20 protein-coding genes are annotated in these 19207 nt (G+C 72.5%); 6 read left to right on the top strand and 14 right to left on the bottom strand.

The window, feature by feature from the left end; genetic code table 11:
• Nucleotides 1-50 precede the first annotated feature (50 nt).
• The 5 genes from WA640_RS07795 to WA640_RS07815 all read right to left on the bottom strand — a co-directional run bounded on the left by WA640_RS07795 (nt 51) and on the right by WA640_RS07815 (nt 5670).
• Nucleotides 51-1805: an ABC transporter ATP-binding protein gene (locus tag WA640_RS07795; RefSeq protein ID WP_335986996.1), complete on the bottom strand. Its 1755-nt coding sequence runs from the start codon at nt 1803-1805 to the stop codon at nt 51-53.
• Complete coding sequence (locus WA640_RS07800) at nt 1802-3541, bottom strand: ABC transporter ATP-binding protein (RefSeq protein ID WP_335986998.1); 1740 nt, start codon at nt 3539-3541, stop codon at nt 1802-1804. Before WA640_RS07800 ends, WA640_RS07795 begins: the two co-directional genes overlap by 4 nt.
• A gap of 123 nt (nt 3542-3664) precedes the next feature.
• Nucleotides 3665-4324 carry a response regulator transcription factor gene (locus WA640_RS07805; protein WP_335987001.1) on the bottom strand — a complete coding sequence of 220 codons (660 nt, stop codon included), beginning with the start codon at nt 4322-4324 and terminating at the stop codon, nt 3665-3667.
• A complete protein-coding gene (locus tag WA640_RS07810; RefSeq protein WP_335987004.1) occupies nt 4321-5421 on the bottom strand; it encodes a sensor histidine kinase in 1101 nt (366 codons plus the stop codon). The genes WA640_RS07805 and WA640_RS07810 overlap by 4 nt, the downstream gene beginning before the upstream one ends.
• A gap of 120 nt (nt 5422-5541) precedes the next feature.
• The gene (locus WA640_RS07815; RefSeq protein ID WP_335987005.1) at nt 5542-5670 is read right to left on the bottom strand and encodes a hypothetical protein; all 129 of its coding nucleotides are present in this window, start codon (nt 5668-5670) and stop codon (nt 5542-5544) included.
• Nucleotides 5671-5872: 202 nt separating this feature from the next.
• Between WA640_RS07815 and WA640_RS07820 the strand changes: the two genes are divergently transcribed.
• From WA640_RS07820 to proC, 3 genes are read left to right on the top strand one after another with little or no spacing between them, the layout of a single operon-like run.
• Nucleotides 5873-6436 (top strand): GNAT family N-acetyltransferase, encoded by a 564-nt coding sequence (locus WA640_RS07820; protein ID WP_181245953.1) that lies wholly within the window; start codon nt 5873-5875, stop codon nt 6434-6436.
• Nucleotides 6427-6930 carry a DUF1990 family protein gene (locus WA640_RS07825; RefSeq protein ID WP_335987008.1) on the top strand — a complete coding sequence of 168 codons (504 nt, stop codon included), beginning with the start codon at nt 6427-6429 and terminating at the stop codon, nt 6928-6930. Before WA640_RS07820 ends, WA640_RS07825 begins: the two co-directional genes overlap by 10 nt.
• 49 nt (nt 6931-6979) lie before the next feature.
• The gene (proC, locus tag WA640_RS07830; RefSeq protein WP_335987010.1) at nt 6980-7855 is read left to right on the top strand and encodes a pyrroline-5-carboxylate reductase; all 876 of its coding nucleotides are present in this window, start codon (nt 6980-6982) and stop codon (nt 7853-7855) included.
• Nucleotides 7856-8885: 1030 nt separating this feature from the next.
• On the opposite strand, the gene WA640_RS07835 is transcribed toward proC, so the two are convergent.
• The 6 genes from WA640_RS07835 to WA640_RS07860 form a co-directional block, all read right to left on the bottom strand.
• Nucleotides 8886-10043, bottom strand: a complete 1158-nt coding sequence (locus WA640_RS07835; protein ID WP_335987011.1) for a trypsin-like serine peptidase — start codon at nt 10041-10043, stop codon at nt 8886-8888.
• Nucleotides 10044-10124: 81 nt separating this feature from the next.
• Nucleotides 10125-10442 (bottom strand): DUF4190 domain-containing protein, encoded by a 318-nt coding sequence (locus WA640_RS07840; protein WP_106366540.1) that lies wholly within the window; start codon nt 10440-10442, stop codon nt 10125-10127.
• 73 nt (nt 10443-10515) lie between these two features.
• The gene (locus WA640_RS07845; RefSeq protein ID WP_335987014.1) at nt 10516-11436 is read right to left on the bottom strand and encodes an NAD-dependent epimerase/dehydratase family protein; all 921 of its coding nucleotides are present in this window, start codon (nt 11434-11436) and stop codon (nt 10516-10518) included.
• Between the two features lie 31 nt (nt 11437-11467).
• Nucleotides 11468-12667, bottom strand: a complete 1200-nt coding sequence (locus tag WA640_RS07850) for an FAD-dependent oxidoreductase (protein WP_335987015.1) — start codon at nt 12665-12667, stop codon at nt 11468-11470.
• Nucleotides 12668-12687: 20 nt separating this feature from the next.
• Complete coding sequence (locus WA640_RS07855; protein WP_335987017.1) at nt 12688-13353, bottom strand: PadR family transcriptional regulator; 666 nt, start codon at nt 13351-13353, stop codon at nt 12688-12690.
• Between the two features lie 84 nt (nt 13354-13437).
• Nucleotides 13438-14367, bottom strand: a complete 930-nt coding sequence (locus tag WA640_RS07860) for a GntR family transcriptional regulator (protein ID WP_335987018.1) — start codon at nt 14365-14367, stop codon at nt 13438-13440.
• 161 nt (nt 14368-14528) lie between these two features.
• Between WA640_RS07860 and WA640_RS07865 the strand changes: the two genes are divergently transcribed.
• Nucleotides 14529-15662 (top strand): FAD-dependent monooxygenase, encoded by a 1134-nt coding sequence (locus tag WA640_RS07865; RefSeq protein ID WP_335987021.1) that lies wholly within the window; start codon nt 14529-14531, stop codon nt 15660-15662.
• A 1-nt stretch (nt 15663) separates the two neighbouring features.
• Here WA640_RS07865 and WA640_RS07870 read toward each other — a convergent pair whose 3' ends face one another.
• Nucleotides 15664-16512, bottom strand: coding sequence for an SDR family NAD(P)-dependent oxidoreductase (locus WA640_RS07870; RefSeq protein WP_335987022.1), 849 nt, complete (start codon nt 16510-16512; stop codon nt 15664-15666).
• A 93-nt stretch (nt 16513-16605) separates the two neighbouring features.
• Between WA640_RS07870 and WA640_RS07875 the strand changes: the two genes are divergently transcribed.
• A complete protein-coding gene (locus WA640_RS07875) occupies nt 16606-17169 on the top strand; it encodes a TetR/AcrR family transcriptional regulator (RefSeq protein WP_335987023.1) in 564 nt (187 codons plus the stop codon).
• On the opposite strand, the gene WA640_RS07880 is transcribed toward WA640_RS07875, so the two are convergent.
• Both WA640_RS07880 and WA640_RS07885 read right to left on the bottom strand, forming a co-directional pair.
• On the bottom strand, nt 17166-18251 hold the full coding sequence (locus WA640_RS07880; protein ID WP_335987024.1) for a caspase, EACC1-associated type: 1086 nt from the start codon (nt 18249-18251) through the stop codon (nt 17166-17168). The genes WA640_RS07875 and WA640_RS07880 overlap by 4 nt on opposite strands.
• A gap of 2 nt (nt 18252-18253) precedes the next feature.
• Nucleotides 18254-18592: an effector-associated constant component EACC1 gene (locus tag WA640_RS07885; protein ID WP_335987025.1), complete on the bottom strand. Its 339-nt coding sequence runs from the start codon at nt 18590-18592 to the stop codon at nt 18254-18256.
• A gap of 148 nt (nt 18593-18740) precedes the next feature.
• On the opposite strand from WA640_RS07885, the gene WA640_RS07890 reads away from it, so the two are divergent.
• On the top strand, nt 18741-19172 hold the full coding sequence (locus WA640_RS07890; protein WP_106366549.1) for an SRPBCC family protein: 432 nt from the start codon (nt 18741-18743) through the stop codon (nt 19170-19172).
• Nucleotides 19173-19207 lie beyond the last annotated feature (35 nt).

Consider the following 19207-nt stretch of genomic DNA (forward strand, 5'->3'; position numbering starts at 1 on the left):
CAGTCTGCCAGTGTGCATCCCGTGATCCACCCGTGGCCTGCGTCCAAGCCTCAGCCGTGCCACCGCCGCCACAGCGCCGCGTACGACCCGCCCGCGGCGATCAGCTCGTCGTGGGAGCCGAGCTCGGTGATCCGGCCCCGCTCGACGACGGCCACGCGGTCGGCGTCGTGCGCGGTGTTCAGCCGGTGCGCGATGCTGACTACGGTGCGGCCCTTCAGAATCCGGTTGAGGCCCTGCTCGATGTCGCTGGCCGCGTTGGGGCTGAGCATCGAGGTGGCCTCGTCGAGGACGATGACCTCCGGGGCCGCGAGGATCACGCGCGCGAGCGCCACCTGCTGCACCTCGGCCGGGGTGAGCGCGTGGTCGCGCCCGCCGACCTTCGTGTCCAGGCCCTCGGCGAGCCGCTCGGGCAGGCTCCCCGCGCCGACGACCGCGAGGGCCTCCCGCAGCTGGTCGTCGCTCGCGCCGGGCGCGCCGAGGCGCAGGTTCGACGCGAGCGTGTCGTTGAACAGGTGGTACTCCTGGGTCGCGAGGATCACGAAGCGCCGCAGGGCGGCCTCGCCGATCCCGTCGGCCTCGGCCCCGCCGATGCGCACGGCCCCGCTGTCGGGCCGGTGGATGCCCGCCATGATCCGAGCCAATGTGGACTTCCCGGCGCCGGTGGGGCCGACGAGCGCGAGCCGCTCGCCGCGCCGCAGCGCCAGGTCCACGTCCTTGAGCACCGGCTTCTGAGGGTCGTACCCGAACGTGACGCCCTTGAGCTCGACGATCTCGTCCGCATCCCGCTGCGGCTCGGCCGTCCCGGCCGCCGCCCGCTCCCCGCGCACCCCGATGAGCCTGGCGAGGGAGATGCTGCCGTTCTGGACCCATTCGAGCGACAGGATCATCTCGATCGACGGCGCCACGGCCATCTGCATGATGAGCACGACCGTGGTCGTCTGCGCGATCGTCAACTGCCCGTTCGCGGTCAGGATGCCGCCGAGGAGCAGCGTGGTGAGGCACGGCAGGAACGCCGAGAAGTCGAGCACCGGGAACAGCCTGCCGCGCAGGCGCATCGAGTCCATCTGGGCGCCCAGCAGCTTGTCGATCGCCTTGTCGGTGTGCGCGATGCGCCGCCGCTGCCAACCGAGCGCCTCGACGGTCTTGACGCCGTCGATGGTCTCGGCCACCGCCGACGTCAGGTCCGCCCGCGCGGCCTGCACGGCGTGGAAGATCCGGAACGCCCGCCTGAAGTACCAGCGCATCACGATCACGATGGGCGGCACGGCGACCAGGATCGCCGCCCCGAGCACCGGCGAGACCCAGAAGGCCCCCGCCACGTACACCGCCACCGTCACGAACCCGGTGAAGAACTGCGGCGCCGCCTGCACCAGCGAGTACTGCACCTGCCCGATGTCGAGGCTCGTGCGCGACAGCAGCTCCCCGGTCCCGGCGGCCTCGACCTGCGCGGGCGGGAGCGCGAGCGTGCGCTCCATGAACTCCTCGCGCACGTCGGCCACGATCCGCTCCGACAGGACCGCGAGGTTCCGGTACGACGCCCACGTCAGGACCGCCTGCGCGAGCAGCGAGACCAGGATCAGCGGGATCTGCCAGACCAGGTCCGCGCCCGGGTTGCCGTCGCCGCCGCGCGCCCACGCGGCGAACGCGTCGGTCATGCCGCCGACGATGTACGGCGTCGACATGCCCGCGAGGGCCGCCGCGATCACGAGCGCGACGATGAGGACGAAGCGGGCGCGGTGGCGCCCGATAAGGAGCCGCAGGTACGCGCGGGTCTCGGCCGGGGAGGCGATCGGCAGCGCGCTCACCGGGCGACCGCCGCCCGGTAGTCGGTGCGCGCCATGAGCTCCGCGTGCGTCCCGGAGGCGACTTCCTCGCCGAGGCCGTGCCCTTTGAGGAACTGCACCCGGTCGCACACCGCCAGCAGCTGCGGCGCGTTCGTGACGATCACCGTCGTCCGTCCTTTCCTATGCCTCGCAAGTCGTTCGGCGATGCGCGCCTCGGTCTGCGCGTCGCACGCGCTGGCCGGGTCGTCGAGGATGAGGATCTCCGGGTCGGCCAGGAGCGCCCGCGCGAGGATGAGGCGCTGGCGCTCGCCGCCGGAGAAGTTCCGGCCGCGCTCGCCCGCGACGGTGGCGAGGTCGTAGCCGTCGGCGGGCACCTCGTCGCTCTCCAGGAGCGACGGGTCGACGCCCACGATGTCCACTGCGGACGCCGTGTGCAGGGCCCGCATGATGTCGGCATCCGTGCGCTTCCCGTCCACGTCGAGCTGGTCGCGCAGCGGCCCGCTGAACAGCTGCGCGCGGGCCTCCATGAGGTGGACGCGGGCGCGGACCTCAGCGGTGTCGAAGGCCGCCAGCGGGACCGAGCCGATGCGCGCGGTCTCGTCGCCGTACCCGCCGAGCCGGTCGAGGACCTCTGTCGCGCCGAGGCCGTCGGCGGTCGCGATCCCGGTCGTCAGGCCCGGTTCGATCCGCGCCCCGCTCACCGGGTCCTCCAGCACTTCCCCTGCGGGCCAAGGCGTCCCGCTCCCGGTGGACGGCTCGGGGTGCTCGTCCTGGAGCCGCCGGAACCGCGAGGAGGCCACCACGGCCCGCGTGAACGCGTCGACGCCCTGGATCGTGTACCCCAGCGGCCTGGTCAGCGCGATGAGGTACCCGAACAGGGCCACGAACTCCCCGGCCGTGACCGTCCCCTCCAGCGTCAGCACCGCGCCCAGCCACAGCACGACCACCAGCAGCGTCCCCGGCAGCGCGAGGCGCGCCAGCTCCAGGAAGGCGACCGTGCGCCGCACCCTGATCCCCGCCTCCATCGACGCCCGCGACGCGGCCCGGTAGCGGGCGCTGAAGTGCGCCTCGCCGCCGATGCCGCGCAGGACCCGCAGGCCCGCAACCGCATCCGTGCCGATCCCGGTCTGCTCGCCGATCCGCGACCGCAGCTCGCGCCCGCGCGCTTCGAGCCGGAAGAACAGCGGCCGCAGCGACGCGAACATCGCCGGGACGCCCACGCCCACCGCGAGCACGAACCACCACGACATCCCCGCCAGGATCGTGAGCGCGAGCGCGAACGCCAGCAGCGCGGACGCCAGGCGCCCGAACATCATCGACAGCGCCGCGAGCGAGTGCGCGTCGGCCGCGGAGATCGCCACCAGCTCGCCCGCGTCGGCCCGGCTCCTGAGCTTCGCGCCGACCGCGACGACGGTGTCCACCAGGCGCCGCTGCACCCGGAAGTCCGAGTCCATCTGGTTGTACATCATGTACACGAAGCTCGCGACGCCCGTGACCGTCGCGATCCCGATGCACACGGCCAGCGCGCCCGACCACCAGTACAGGGCCGCGCGGTCGCCGCCGACGAGGCCCTCGTCGATGGCCCTGCCGACCACGTACGGCACGAACTGCTGGCAGCCCAGGAACGCGAACGACACGAGCGTGCTCGCGAGGAGGGTGCGCCACTGCGACTTGAAGAGCCACCCGATGACCGCGGCGGCGTCGTTCGGGTGCGCGAGGGGCCCGCCGGGGTCGCGCGGGGGAGTGAAGCGTGCCATGCGGCTGCGCCTTTCGGAGTGTGCTGCGGCTGCGTCGAGGCAACGACAGGCACCCTACGCGCCGACCATCACGAACCGGAAGCGATTTTCCAACGGTTGGAAGAAGCGGTTCGCGGGGCGGCCTCAGTCCGCCAGTCCGGCGTCGCTCACCAGCAGCGCCAGCTGCACCCGGTTGTTCAACCCGAGCTTCGCCAGCGCCGCCGACACGTGCGTCTTCACCGTCGGCACGCTCAGGTGCAGCGCCGCCGCGATCTCCGCGTTCGACCGGCCCCGGCCCACCTCCGCGGCCACCTCCGACTCCCGGTTGTTCAACGCCCGCAACCGCTCCCGCGCCGGACCCCGCCGGTCGTCGACGCCCCCGACCGCCAGATCGATGAGCCGCCGCGTCACCTCCGGCGACAGCACCGGCTCCCCGGTCGCAACCCGCCGCACCGCCGCCACGATCTCCGCCGGCGGCGTGTCCTTCAGCAGGAACCCGCCCGCGCCCGCCCGCAGCGCCCGCCGCACATGCCCGTCCGCCTCGAACGCCGTGAGCACCAGCACCTCCGGCGCGCCCGGGACGGCCCGCAGCCGCTCCGTCGCCGCCAGCCCGTCCACTCCCGGCATGTGCAAGTCCATGAGCACCACGTCCGGCCGCGCCTCCGCCACCAGCGCCGGGACCTCCGCGCCCGACCCGGCCTCGCCGACCACCTCGACGTCCCCGGCCCCGCCGAGGATCAGCCGCAGGCCCGCCCGCACCAGCGGGTCGTCGTCCACGACCAGGACCTTCACGCGCTCGCTCATGCCGTCCAGGGTAGCCACGCCCGCACCCGCCAGCCCCCGTCACCGACCGGCCCGTATTCGAGCCGCCCGCCCGCGAGCGCGATCCGCTCCTCCAGGCCGATGAGCCCGTGCCCCGACCCGGGCCCGGTGTCGCGCCCCGGCCCGTTCACCACCTCCACCGCGAGCCCCTCGCCCGGCCCGCCAGAGACCGCGACCTCGACCGCCGCGCCCTCGGCGTGCTTGCGCGCGTTCGTCAGCGCCTCCTGCACCACCCGGTACGCCGTGCGCCCCGACCGCTCCGGCGCCTCCCCCTCCGCGGTCGAGGAGAACGCGATCCGCGACCCCGGCCGCGCTTCCTCCACGAGCGCCCGCAGGTCCGCCATCGACGGCTGCGGCAGCTCCCCGATCGGCGCCCGCAGCACCGCGATCACCTCCCGCAGGTCCCGCATCGCCAGATGCGACTGCTCCCGCACCACGCCCGCCGCGCCCCGCAGCTCCTGCGGCGACAGGTCCGACCGGTACTCCATCGCCCCCGCGTGCAGGCTCAGCAGCGACAGCCGGTGCCCGAGCAGGTCGTGCAGCTCGCGCGCCAGCTCCTCGCGGGCGCGCTGGCGGGCGCGTTCGCGCTCGTCGCGCTCCTGCTCGGCGGCGCGCGCCCGCAGCGCGTTCCGGTACCGCGTGACCATGCCCCAGCCCGCGATGCCGCCGTACAGGACGACCGCGAACAGGAGGTTCCCGAGGACGCCGAGTTCCTGCGGGCGCAGCAGCGAGTACACCCCGGCCGCGGCGAACGCCGCCGCGAACACCCACGCCGCGGTCTTGAGCGGCCGCCGCACGGTGACGGCGTACAGCAGCACCACGAGCGGGAACGCGATCGTCTCCGAGAACGACGACAGCGCCGCGGCGGCGAGTCCGGCCTGCACGGGCCAGCGTCGCCGCAGCCACAGCAGCCCGAGTCCCACGATCCCGGCGAGCTGGTCGGCCTCGAACAGCCACGGCGGCGACGGCAGCCCGAGCCGCATCCGGTCGCCGCTGATGTACAGCCACGCGAACACGCCGAGCGCGAACAGTGCCGTGTCCGCCGCCCACCCGCGCGCCCCGCGCCGCTCTTCCGCCATCGCCCGAACCTATCCGCCCCCCGCCGCCCGTCCAACGCTCCGCGCCAGATCCGATACCGAAGTAGCGCCGCCCGCTCCGAAGGTCGCGCCGCGTCGGGGGAGATGCCGAGCGCTAGTCGCTCACCGGTCGTGTTTGCGGCGCTTCCGCGACCCGCCGCCCGCACGGTAGGCCATCACAGCGAAGGAGATCACGACGAAGGCGAGGGCGAGCAGTGTGATGGGCGTGCTGCTATCGAGGGTTCGGTACATCAGGACTCCTTGGTTTTCGCTGCCGGTCATCCGCTTTCGCCGGGGCCGCGGTCGGGTGCGGCACTCCTGACACCGTAGGACGCGGTTTCCACGTGGCCGGTGTCCTGCCCTCGGACCGGACCAGGGTCGCCGAACGTCGCGACGCCTCCGCGGTGAGGGGACTACGCTCGATCGGTCGGGACCGACCGGAACAGGGGGGACCATGCTCGAACGGCCGCCGGCGGCGCCTGCGATCAGCCTCCGGCCCATCGCCCCGGAGGACGCCGAGGCCGTCGCCGCACTCCGCGCCGCCAGCCGCGACCTGCTCTCCCGCTGGGAGCCCGATGAGGACGACGCCTCGTACACGCTCGCGGGCGTGCGCGACTCGATCGAGGCGGCGCAGGCCCGGACCCTCGCGGGCACCGGCCGCTCCTATGTGATCCTCGACCGGGGGCGGCCCGTCGGCGGGCTGCTGCTCAACACGATCGTCCAGGGCCCCTACATCCGCACCTGCTCGGTCGGCTACTGGGTCGCCGCGGCCGAGACCGGCCGCGGCATCGCCACCGAGGCCGTGCGCCAGGCGAAGGCCGTCGCCTTCGACGAACTCCTCCTCGACCAGCTCCGCGCCGAGACCCTCCCCGACAACTTCGCCTCCCAGAAAGTCCTGTCCCGCAACGGCTTCCGCCGCCTCGGTCTCACCCCCTGCTACTCCCTCGCCACCGGGCGCCTGCGCGACCACGTCCTCTTCGAGGCCCCCAACCCCCGAACGGAACCCCAATGGACCTGACCTACCCCGAGACCGGCGCCACCCGCACCGGCCCGCTCCCGCCCGGCTACCGCCACCTCGAACGCACCGCGGTGCTCGACGCGCCGCTCGCCCGCCCCGCCGAGATCCTCATGACCTGGGGCCTGCACGAGCGCTGTGGCCTGCATCCCGAGGCGACCGGGCCGCGCGCCGCGGTCGGCGTCGACGTCTCGCTCCGCTTCGCAGGGGTCCTGCGGATTCCGTGCCGCGTGGTGTGGGCCGAGGAGAGCGCCGAGTTCACCGGCTTCGGGTACGGTTCGCTCCCGGGCCACCCCGAGCGCGGCGAGGCCGCGTTCCTGCTCGAAGCGGTCGGCGACCGCACGAGGTTCACCGTCCGCTCGTTCTCGGTGCCCGGCACGCTCGCGAGCCGCCTGGCCGCGCCCGTCGCGCGGGCCCTCCAGACCCGCGCGACCGAGCGCTGGCTCACCGCGATGGCGGCGGCGCTGCGGTTAGGGCCTATTCGTCCGAAACGCTGAGGGTGGTGGGGCGGGGCCGTTAGATTTCGGCTCTGGGAGGAGGTGCGTCATGGACATCGCGATACTCGGCGTGGGGAGTCTCGGGGAGGCCGTGCTCATCGGGCTGCTCGAATCGGGGATGCCGCCCGCGCAGATCTGGGCGACCGCGCAGCCCGCCGAGCGGGCCGCGGTGCTCGCCGACGCGTACGGGATCGAGGTGGGCACCGACAACGCGAGCGCGGCGACCGAAGCCGACGTGGTGCTCGTCGCGGTGCGGCCCGGGGCCGTCGAAGGGGTGCTCGACGAGATCGCGCCGGTCCTCGAAGGGGACGCGGTCGTCGTGTCGCTCGCCGCGGGCGTGCCGCTGCGGCGCATCGCCGCGCGGCTGCCCGAGGGCGTGACCGCGGTGCGCGCCATGACGAACGTGGCCGCGCGCGCCCGCGAGGCCGCGACCGCGCTGACCGCCCCCGACGGGACCGACCTGACGGAGATCGAGGACCTGTTCGACCGCGTCGGGGTCACCGTCACCGTGGAAGAGCCGATGATGGACCTCATCACCGCCGTGGGCGGCTCGGGCCCGGCGTTCCTGTTCTACCTCGCCGACGCGATGACCACCGCGGCCGTGGACGGCGGCATGGACCCGCACGCCGCGCGCGTCATGGTCGACCAGATGCTCCTCGGCGCCTGCCTGCACTTGCAGTCGAGCGACCGGCCCGCGGCCGAGATCCTCGACGACATCACCACGCCCGGCGGGACCACCGCGGCCGCACTGGACGTCCTGAACGCCGCGGCCGTCGACGACACCGTCAAGCGCGCGGTCGGCGCGGCCGCCAGACGCGGCCGCGACCTCGCGCGGTTAACGCCTCGACCCGCTTCTCCTGCGCGCGTTCGCGGCGCAGCACCATCGCCGCGACCGAGGCGACCACGACGACGATCGCCGCGATGAGCATCACCAGGTATGAGCCCTTGAGGCCCGAGGTGAACGCGTCGTACGTGAGCGGCGCGAACGAGGCGTCCCCGGCCTGCCTGATGAACTCCTCGCGCACCTGCGACAGCGCGAACAGCGCCGTCCCGGCGAGGATCGCGGCGAGCAGGCCCACGACGAGCGCCGCCACCCACCGCCGCGGCGCCACCACGACGGCGATGATCAAGAGCGCCAACGCGATCCACGGCAGCCACGTGGCCGCCCACTTGAGCTGGTCGGTGCGCTCCTGGAGCTCGGGTACCTGGTCGGAGTCGACGAGCACGTACTGCGCGTCGATCGCGGGGATGTCGGCCGCGTACGCGAAGTCGTTCTCCGCCAAGCGCTCCTTGACGACCTCCACCACCCGCCCCAGGTCCAGGGTGAGCGTGTTCCCGTCGGCGACCAGCGAACCGGCGTTGTCGCCTTCGAGGGCCGACACGAGCGAGGAGTGCGCCTCGGTGACGGCCGCGTCCCACACCTTCAGGAACGCCGGGCTCGCCACGAACTCGTTCACCTCGGTCTCGATGTAGGCGCGGAGGCTCTCGGCCGCGGAGGCGATGAGGTCCTTGACGTACGCGGGCGGGTCCTCGACCCCGGCCCAGCCGGAGGCCTGCTGGGTGATCGCGTCGACGTCGATGGCGTTCGCGATCTCCGCGGTGACGCGCTCGGCGATGGCGGCCTGCACCTGCTCGTCCTCGGCGATCACGTCGGTGCGCTCCACGAACCGGTCGGTGGTCAGCAGCTCCAGGCGCGCGTAGTACGCGGCGACCGCGCCGGTCACGGCGACGACGGCGAGCAGGCACGCGAGCATCGCCACGATCCACCTTACGACACGCCACACGCCGCCTCCGGACTCGCCGTCCTTCTCGACGGCCGCGGGCTCTTCGGTCGGCGTCTCGCTCACGGGAACCTCCACATCGACTGATCCTCACCATAACCAGCGCAAACGTGCCGCGCCGGGAAACGGAACGGGCGGCGGGGGAGTGCCCCGCCGCCCGCGCGTTCAAAAGCGCTACGTGTAGTCGTCCGCGAGGTATCCGCGGATGTACGGCCACACCCGGTCCATGCGGACCGCCTGGTTCGGGCAGCCGCCGAGGTGGTGCAGGCCCACGACCTCCCCGGTGGACCGGTCGATCACCGGCGAGCCGGAGGACCCGCCCTCGGTGTCGCACAGGTAGTCGAGGTCGGTGTTCCAGCCGCGCCCGTGCACCGCCGGGTCGAGGACCTGGCAGCGCGAGCCCTGCTGCTCCGAGGAGCTGTCGGCGGCGATGCGCTTCGGCTTCCCGGCCGGGTGGCCGGGGATGAAGACCTTCTCGTTCTCGCTGGCGCCGCCGGTCGCGATCGGCAGGGCCGGCAGGTCGGCGACGGCTTCGGGGTCGTCCACGGTGAACAGCGTGAAGTCGAGCGTGTAGTCCGTGGCGAGGACGTTCGCGCCGCTCACCTTGATCGGGTCCCGCGTCTCGGGCTCGCCGCACTCGACGCACTCGAACCCGAACTGGACCTCGGTGCTCCTGGCCTCGGACCCGGTGCTGAAGCAGTGGTTGTTCGTCAGGAACCGGTTGTACCCGGCCTTCCAGCCGGTGCAGTACGACTCGCCGTCGATGATGAGCCGGGCGACGGACTGCGCCGCGTCGTACATGAGCGGCTCGGAGTCGCGGTAGCAGGGAGCGCTGCGCGAGTCGTCCTTGCCGCAGATGCTCTCGGGGGACGGCTCGTCGGCGGCGGGCCGCGCGTCGAGTTCCGCGTCGTTCAGGCCCCGCGAGTACTCGGCGACGCGCGCGGCGGCCTCCGTCCCGTCGGGCAGGTCGTTGAGCACGACCTCGGCGGCGTCCCCTTCGACCGAGAGCGCCCACAGGCCGCCGTCGGCGACGTCGGCCGGGCCGTACTCACGGGACTCGCCCCCGTCCGGGCGCGCCACGGTGATCGTGTCGCGCGCGCCGAGTACCACATCGTCGAAGCGGACCTTGATGAACGCGGCGTCGTCGTGGGCGATCCGCTCCTCGACGCCCGCCTGGAGCCCGATGTCGGCCGGTGCGGTCTGCGCGATCTGGTCGGCCCTGAACCCGGGGGTCTCGGCCGCGGCGGCCGGGGTCGCCATGAGGACCGCCGCCGCGGCGAACGCACTCGCCGTGAACGCGAGCACTGTCCTTTTCGTCCTGTTGGATGCCATGGCCCCGAAGCGTAGGCGACGGCCGGGGCGGCGGCGGGGGATCGGTGAAATCGGGCGGGGCCGCGGCCCCGCCCGAAGCCGCTAGTTGTACTGCTCGTTCCAGTCGTGGCGCCACTCGTCCCAGTTCGCGAAGACGCCGCCCACGATGCCCAGGACGATGAGGAGGATGAACGCGATGATCGAGATCCACCCTAGGATGATCGCGGCCCGCGCGAGACCCTCGCCGGAGTTGTTGCGCCGCGTGATCTGGCCCTTGGCGACGTAGCCGAGGATCAGCCCGAGGATGCCGATCGGGCTGCACCAGCCCACGATCGCGAGGACGAACGCCGCGATGGCGAGCCCGTTCATCTCCCGGGGCGCCCTCGCCGGAGCGCCGCCCTGCCCGTATTCCTGCGTCATGGTGCCTCCATTGAAGACGGAAATGTGCGCAGTGTATGAAGCCCCGGTGCCCGGTCGTCCCCTTTTCGCGAAATCAGGCCTGCCCGCGGAACCACGCGAGGGTCGCGGCGATCGCCTCCTCGTGCGGGGTCAGGTGCGGCTCGCCGAACGCGGCGCGGAACGCGGTGTCGTCCACGACCCAGTCGCGGTCGCGCTGGTACCAGGTCTCGCCGAGCTCCCTGACGACCGGGTTGACCAGTCCCAGGGCCAGCTGCATGCCGCGGCGCAGCGCAGCGCTCCGGCCCGGTCCGCCCGCGGCGTCCCACACCATGTCGAGGAACTCCGTCCCGGTCGGCGCGGTGAGCACCGGCAGGTGCCAGGCCCGCCCGTCGGCCTCGGGGCGCTCCCCGAGGGTGACGAGCCCGGCGGCGATGTCGGGCAGGTAGGACACGGTGTGGAGCACGTCGGGGTCGCCGACCCAGCGGGCGGTCTTCCCGGCCGCGGCCGCGGCGAAAACGGTCGGCCCGAGGATCGTGTTGAGGCCGCGCGGCCCGAAGTAGTCGGAGGCGCGGCCGAGGGTCGCGCGCACGCGGCCCTCGCGGTGCGCGGCGAGGATCATCTCGGCGACCTTGGCGCGGGCCCGGCCCTTCGGGTTCGTCGCCGCGTACGGGAGGTCTTCTCCCATGGGGCCCTTGACGGGTCCGTACATGTACAGGTTGTCGGCCATGACGAGGCGGGACCCGGACCGCTCGACGGCGCTGAGGACCGCGTCGGTGAACCCGGGGAACTCCTCGGGCCACTTCGCGTACGGCGGCTGCGCGCACTGGTAGACGACGGCGGCCCCTTCACATGCGGCGGCCGCGCCCTCGGGGGTGGTGACGTCGGCGGCGAGCCCGTCGGTGCCGCCGCCATGGCGGCTGACGGCGCGGACCCGGTGGCCGCGGGCCCGCAGCTCGTCGGCGACGGCGCCGCCGATGGCGCCGGTCGCGCCGAGGACGGCGTGCAGATCGGTCATGGGGGCTCCCGATTCCTCGTAGGTGGAACCGTTATACCCCTGCCGCGGCGGGCGCGTCCCAGTCGATGCGGTGGCGCTGGATCGGCCCGAGGGTCTTCTCCGGGTCCATCGCGGTCTTGAACATCAGCGGCATCATGAGCGGCATCACCGCCTGCGCGAACGCGCCGGGCGCCTTGGCGCGGTTGATCTTCGCGGCGTTCGCGGCGATGCGCTCGACGCGGGGCCGCCGCAGCCGCTCGTACGCGGCGAACGCCTCAGGCACCGGGAGGTCCCGCAGGCACCTCGCCAGCTCGATCCCGCTCTCGATGGCGAGCGACGCCCCCTGCCCGGAGCTGTTCGACGGCGCGTGCACGCTGTCGCCCACCAGGACCGCGCGACCGCGGTGCCACACCGGCACGCTCGGCATGATCCACAGGGGACCATGGCTCAGCAGCCGCTCGGCGGGCGTGCGCCGCAGCAGCTCCGCCCCGGGGTCGTCGTCGGCGTAGATCTTCAGCAGCCGCGCCATCCAGTCCTCATTGGAGGTCTCGCGGAGCGCCTTGGCGGGCAGGGGGTCGACGAACGGCAGGTTCACGCCCCACCGCGTGCCGCCTTGCGGCAGACGCCAGTACAGGTAGTACGCGCGCTTGCCGAACGCGAACGTCATGACCTCGGGCCCCACCGGGACCTCGTGCTCCGACACGGCCTCGAACGAGATCATCCCGGTGTACTTCGGGCCCGGGTTTGCGGCGTCGACGAGGCGCCGGACCGCTGAATGGACGCCGTCGGCGCCCACGATCACGTCGGCGCTCGCCTCGGTCCCGTCGCCGAACACGGCGGTCGCGCCGTCCCCGTCATCGCGGATGCCGTCGAGGTGCTTGCCGAACACGAACTTGACGCCCATGGCCTCGGCCCGCTCGTGGAGGACCCGGTGCAGGTCCGCCCGGTGCAGCGTCCACATCGGCCCGACGTCGCCGAGCTGCGGGACGGTGAAGCGGTGGCGCTTCCCGATCGTGAGGTTCTGGGCCGAGACGGGGTCGCCGATCGCGGCGACAGCCTCGTCGGCGCCGATGATCTCCAGCGCCCGCTTGCCGTTCGCGGCCAGCGCGAGCGTGCCGCCGACCCCCTCGGGCCGTCCGGGGTACGACTCGTAGACGGTGGCCTCGATTCCGGCCTTCACCAGGGCCGCGGCGGTGACCGGCCCGGCCACGCCGCCGCCGATGACCGCGGCGGTCCTTGCTCTCGTCGTCATGGTGGTCTCCTTGCAGGGGTTCAGGAAGGGTCGCCGGAGGAGTCGGCGGAGTGCTGCTCGGCGTGCTCCCACGCGGAGGCGGCGTCGCCGTCGAGGCCGCCGTGCTCGTGGAAGGACCGCCACTTGTCGAGGTCGGCGAAGGTCCCGGTGGCGATGTCCGCGATGAGGGCGTAGATCCACTTGATCTCGGCGCGGGCGGTGGCGAGGGCGTACTCGTCCTCGATGAGGAACATGCGCGGCACGGTCCCCTTGTGCCGGTGGAGCTCGCCCTCGTCGGCGGCGAGCCCGGCCTCCAGGGCCCGCAGGCGCCCGCGCAGCAGCTCGACCACCTCGTCGGGCGGGAGGACGACGGCGACGGACAGGCCGGCGCGGAACCGGGTGTGGTCGCCGTCGACGGTGGCGAGGAGCTCGCGGGTCCAGTCGGCGAGCTCGGCGCGGCCCTCGGCGGTGATCCGGTAGACGGTGCGCTCGGGCCGGTTGCCCTCGCGGGCGGTGCCGGCGGCCTCCAGGAGGCCGCGCTTTTCGAGGGCCGCGACGACCGAGTAGAGCGAGCCCCACTTGACCTTCATGTCGCGGTCCTTGCCCCACCCGCGGATGGCCTGGCCCATCTCGTAGGGGTGCATCGGTTTCGACGCCGCCACGGAGAGCACCGCGAGCGCCGTCAGGTTGCCGCGTCTGCCGGACATGCGACCTCCTCGAATCAATTACTCGTTTTCGAGTATACGAGTTCGAGTAATCGAGTGCAAGCGCTGCGTCGGCCGGGCCGAGCGCTACCTCAGCCGGGCCGCCAGGGCCTCCACGCCGTCGAGGATCACGCCGAGGCCGAGCTCGAAGAGGTCGTCGAGGTCCATATCGTAACCGTCCGACATGGACCCGGTGGGTCCGAAGAGCTTGGCGAAGTGGGGCACCGACGACATGAACGCGTCGTCGCCGAACTTCGGCAGGTACTGGAGGTCGGTCCACTCCTCGGAGGAGACGCCCGTGAGCGAGACCGCCTCGTCCTCGCGCTCGACGTTCATCGCCAGGCCCACGACGTGCGTGTAGAGCAGCACGTGCACGTCGAAGTGCAGCTTCGGCGGCAGGTCGAGCCCTTCGAGCGCGCCGAGGAGCCGGTCCCCGAGCCGGATGATCCCCGGCAGCGGCAGCGGCCGGGTCAGCGGCTGGATGCGGCCGAGCCACGGGTGCGCGCGGTGCAGGCGCCACAGCTCCCGCGCGAGCGACTCGACCTGCGCGCGCCACGGATCAGATTCGTCCACAGTGAACTCGCGGGAGCCGTACATCGTGTCGCCCATGAGCTCCACCAGCTGCTCCTTGTCCTCCACGAAGCGGTACAAGGACATCGGCGCCACCCCGCACCGCCCCGCCACCGCGCGCATCGAGACCGCCTCCAGCCCTTCGACGTCGGCGATCGCCACGGCCTCCTCGACCACGCGCGCCCGCGTCAGCTCCGCCGCGGGCTCGCCCGCTTTCGCCCCGCGCCGCGGCGCCACCACCGTCCCCGACCGCGGCCGGGTCACGACCAGCCCCTCCGCCCGGAGCACGTCTAGCGCCTTCGTTGCTGTGGCGAGCGCCACACCAAATTCTTGGGCGACCTGCCGCGTGGACGGCACCTTGTCGCCCGGCAGGAGCTCCCGGTCGGCGATGCGCCTGCTCAGCTCCGCGGCGATGCGCGCGTACGGCGGTTCGATCGTTGCGGCCACGGCGGCCCCTCCCTCGTGCTGTCCTACGACAGATCCTAGTGCGCACCGGCCTCCCGCGGCCCCGCTGTCCTAGGGCAGATTCGGAGTGTATTTGCAGGTCAGAGCCCAATCTTCTACGGTGGTCCCAGACAACGCAGTACAACGTATCCCAGGAGAACCCCGTGAACACCACCGCGAAGACCGTCCTCATCTCCGGCTCCTCCGTCGCCGGCACCGCCCTCGCCTACTGGCTCCGCGAGCAGGGCCTCACCCCCGTCGTCGTCGAGCGCGCCCCGGCCCTGCGCCGCGGCGGCCAGGCCGTCGACGTCCGCGGCGCCGCCCTCACCGTCCTGCGCCGCATGGGCCTCGAACCCGACGCCCGCGCCCTCAAGAACGAATCCAAGGGCATGAACGTCCTCGACCCGGAAGGCAACGAGCTCATGCGGTCCGAGGAGTTCGCGCTCTCCTCCGGCGCCCTCGACTCCGAGGACATCGAGATCCTCCGCGAAGACCTCGTCGACCTCGTCCACGCGAAGCTCGACGGCGTCGAGTACCTCTACGGCGACTCCATCACCGCCATCCGCGACGAGGACGACGGCGTCACCGTCGAGTTCGAGCACGCCGACGCGCGCCGCTTCGACCTCGTCGTGGGCGCCGACGGCCTCCACTCCAACACCCGCCGCATCGCCTTCGGCCCCGAAGCCGACTACATCCACCACCTCGGCACCTACCTGTCGGTCTTCAGCCAGGACAACTTCCTCGGCCTCGACCGCTGGCAGACCTGGTTCAACGACGGCGTGAACGGCGGCGCGGTCATGACCGTCCGCGACAACCGCGAGCTGCGGATCTTCCTCGGCTTCGGCGCCGGGCCCATCGAGTACGACTACCGCGACACCGAGGCCCAGAAGGCCCTCGTCGCCGAGCACCTCGCCGGGTTCGGCTGGAAGGTCCCGGAGTTCCTGGAGCGCATGCGCACCGCCGACGACTTCTACTTCGACTCCATGGCGCAGATCAAGATGGACGCCTGGTCGGCGGGCCGCACCGTCCTCCTCGGCGACGCCGCCCACTGCGCCGCCCCGCTCTCCGGGCAGGGCACCAGCCTCGCCCTCGTCGGCGCCTACGTCCTCGCCTTCGAACTCGGCCGCACCGACGACCACGCGCTGGCCTTCGCCCGCTACGAGCGCCGCATGCGCCCCTTCGCCGAGGCCAACCAGGAACTCGCCCACATCGACCGCCAGAAGGTCGACCCCGACGAGTCCACCCGCCGCCTCGACGCCGTCAAGAACGCCATCGACCTCGACGCCCTCGTCGAATAGCTCAATCCCTCGCCGCCTCCACCCGCTCCAGGATCGCTTCCGTGAGCCGGTGGAGGCGGTCTGCTGCGTCCGGGTCGAAGTCCTTGCCGGTCAAGGGGAGCGGGGTGGTGCGGCGCCAGGCGGTGACGGGGGCGGCGGGCGGGCCGTCGATGAGGGCGGCCATGGGGACGATCGCCTTCGCGACGCGCTGGGCGAAGAGGGCGGCCATGGCGTTGGTGAAGGCCCGCTTCGGCTGGGGGAGCGGGTCGGCCATGCCGGTCTTGACGAACATCGGGTTGTAGACGACGTACTTGGCGCGCGTGTCCGGGTGGCGCCGCGGGAAGTCGACGGCGAGGAGGTCGATGGAGCGGGACGCCTGCGTCGCGGCCTTCATGCCCTTGTACGGCTCGCGCTCGAACGAGATGTCGTCCCAGAAGATCCGCCCGGGGAACCCGCCGGGCGCACCGAGGTTGAAGACCACGGGCGCCTCGGCGCGGTCGAGGAGCGGGACGAGTCCGTGGCCGATCACGAAGCGGCTCAGGTAGGACAGCGCGAACGTGTACTCCAGTCCGTCGGCGGTGAGGACGCGCCGCTGCTGGAACCGCTGCGTCGCGAACACCACCCCGTCCAAGGAATCCACTGAGGACTCGATCTCGGCGGTGACCGCGTGCATCCCGGCGACCGTGCTCAGGTCCGCCCGCAGGAAGCGGGCCCGGTCGGCGGCGCCGAGCCGCGCGGCCGCCTCGGTGAAGGCCCGGCCCTTCGCCTCGCCGCTGGCGACGGCGATGACGCGGTCGCCGCGCTCCAGGAAGTGCAGGCCCAGGCCGCGGCCCATGCCGTCGGTGCCGCCGGTGATCAGGTAGGTGCGCACGGGGGTGCCGCCTCTCGTCGTAAGTCATCGATCGATGACAAGGCTAGACCGGGCGCCGCGATATGTCAACACATGATGACTTATGCTGACTTCATGAACGCGCCCAAGCGCCGCGACCGCGCGGCCACCCGCTCCGCCCTCCTCGACGCCGCCCGCCGCCGCTTCGCCGAGCACGGCTTCGACGGCACCGGGGTGCGCGAGATCGCCGCCGACGCCGGAGTCGACGCGACGCTGATCTTCCGCTACTTCGGTTCCAAGCAGGACCTCTTCGACGCGGCCCTCGCCACCGAAGTGCCCGCAGGGCTGGGAGAGCGGGCGGCCGGGCCGGTGGAGTTCACCGACGCGCTCGTGCAAGCGGTCGTCCTCGGCGACCCCGCCGAGAACGACGGCGAGCACCCGCTGCTGCTCATGCTCCGCTCGGCCGGGCGCCCCGAGGTCCGCGCCCGCCTCCACGAGGAGGTCTGCAACGGCTACCTCGCGGACCTGGCCGCCCGCTTCGACGGCGAGGACGCGGCGCTGCGCGCCGAGCTCGTCGGCGCGCTCCTGCTCGGCATGGGCGTCATGCGCGCCGTCGTCGGCTCGCCGGTGCTCCCCGCGGCCGACCCCGAGCGGGTCCGCGCCCGCGTCGCCGCCATGGTCGCCGCGCTCGAAGCCTAGGGCCTGCGGGCCGCGACCGCTTGGCGGCGTTCGAATTCGGCTTCGATGCGGTCGAGGAACGCGTCGACCTCCTTGACCTCGTAGCCTTCGCGCAGGCGCGTGGAGGTGAACATCGAGGAGCGCACGTCGTCGGCGGTGAGGCGCTGGGGGCCGGTCGGGGGTTCGACGAGGGCGAGGACCACGCGGTCGAGGAACGCGTCCACCTCGTCCTGGTCGTAGCCCTCGGCGAGCTGCACGGCCGTGAACTTCACGCCGCGGACCTCGTCGGCGGTGACCACCGCCTCCGTGGACGGCGCGGGCGCCGGGACGGCCTGGCGCGCAGGCGGTTCCGGCATTGCGGCCGGGACCTTCCGCGGCGGGCCCTCGTGCCGGTTCGGCGCCAGCGCGAGCGACTCGGCGGCGATGTGCGTGCCGCACTTCTGCGGCTCGGGGAGGCCGCGCGCGTGGGTGCGGCGCAGCAGCTCCTTGTAGATGTCGTTGAGCGTCAGCAGCTCCCCGGCGTCGGCCACGCCCTCCTTGAGCACGTCGAGCAGCAGTTCGGTGAACGCGGTGTGCCGCAGCCCCTCGAACGCGTACGAAGGCGAGTTCGCGGGGGAGGAGGTGAGCGTGAAGTTGCCCTTGATCCGCAGCTGCCCGGTGAGGTCGTCCCCGAGCAGCGGCTCGATCGCGATGCCCGAGTAGCAGGTGTCGAGGATGACCACTTTCATTGCGGCGCGCGAGTACTGGACCGCCTTGTTCAAGAGCCGGAACGGGATGCCGCTCCACGGCAGCAGCGCGTCGGACGTCCCCGTCATCGTCAGGTGCAGCATGCCCTCGTCGTCGACGAGCCCGTGCCCGCTGTAGTACACGAGCAGGAGGTCCTCGGCCTCCTTCGCGGCCCGCTCCACGGCCGCGCCGACCTCGGCCAGGCTGTCCGGGTCGGTCAGCGTCAAGCAGTCGCCGCCGGTGATCCCGGCGTCCCGGGCCAGGGCCTCCCGCATGGCCTCCACGTTGTTCCTCGCGGCTTCGACGCGCTTCAGGTGCCGGTACGAGGTCGTGCCGATGAGCAGGGCGCGCGACCGCGCGCCGTCGGGCAGGCGCACCGCTACTCTCCCAGGTCGAGTCGCTTCGCGACCGATTTCGCGATCGGGCCCTTCGCGGTGATCCGCACGCGCGAGCCGTCGGCGGCGCTCACCTCGACCTCGATCTCCGAGCGGCGGGATTGGATCCACACGCTGATCGTCCGCCCGAGCGCGTCCAGGCCCCCCGCGGCGATGGCCGCGAGGAGGATGTCCGTGCCCGCGCCGAGTTCGCCCTCCTGGGGTTCGGCCGGTTTGAAGTCGACCCGCCCCCGGTAGTCGTCGTCGCGGTTCAGCCACTTCCGCAGCAGCACCAGTTCCCCACGGGGGTCGTCGGATCCGGTCACGGTGAGTTCGGCGTCCATCGGCCGATTCTCCCAGACCGGCGCCGATGGCGCCGTTCCCCGGTCCGCCGAAAGAAAACCTGGAAACATCCGAAGGACGCGATGAATCCCCGCGGCCCGCCGCGTCTACACGTGCAGACACCGACAACCCCGAACACGGAGGATCGAGATGACCGCCAACGAGAACACCACCGGCTTCCCCTACACGCTCACCGGCGAGGTCGACGTCCCCGTCGCCACCGTCTGGCGGGCCTGGACCGAGAACGACCACTACGAGAAGTGGAGCTACTCCAAGCCCGGCTCGGTCGAGCTCGACGCGACCCCGGGCGGCAAGTACACCTCGGTCGTCGTCACCCCCGACGGCCAGGAGTTCCCGATCACCGGCCGCTACATCGAGGTCGTCGAGAACGAACTGCTCGTCATGGGCATGGACATCCCCGGCGGCGAAGAGGTCATGCGCCTCGACCTCACCGACCTGGGCGAAGGCCGCACCCGCCTCGTGATCTCCCAGACCTGCTCCACGCAGGAGGAGCACGACATGGCCAAGGAGGGCAGCCAGATGCTCCTCGACTCCTGCTCGGCCTACGTCGCCACGATGTGACCCCGCGCGGGACCGGACCGGCCAGGGTCCGGTCC

Source organism: Glycomyces sp. MUSA5-2 (assembly GCF_037034145.1).
GTDB classification, from domain to species: Bacteria; Actinomycetota; Actinomycetes; order Mycobacteriales; family Micromonosporaceae; genus Glycomyces; species Glycomyces artemisiae.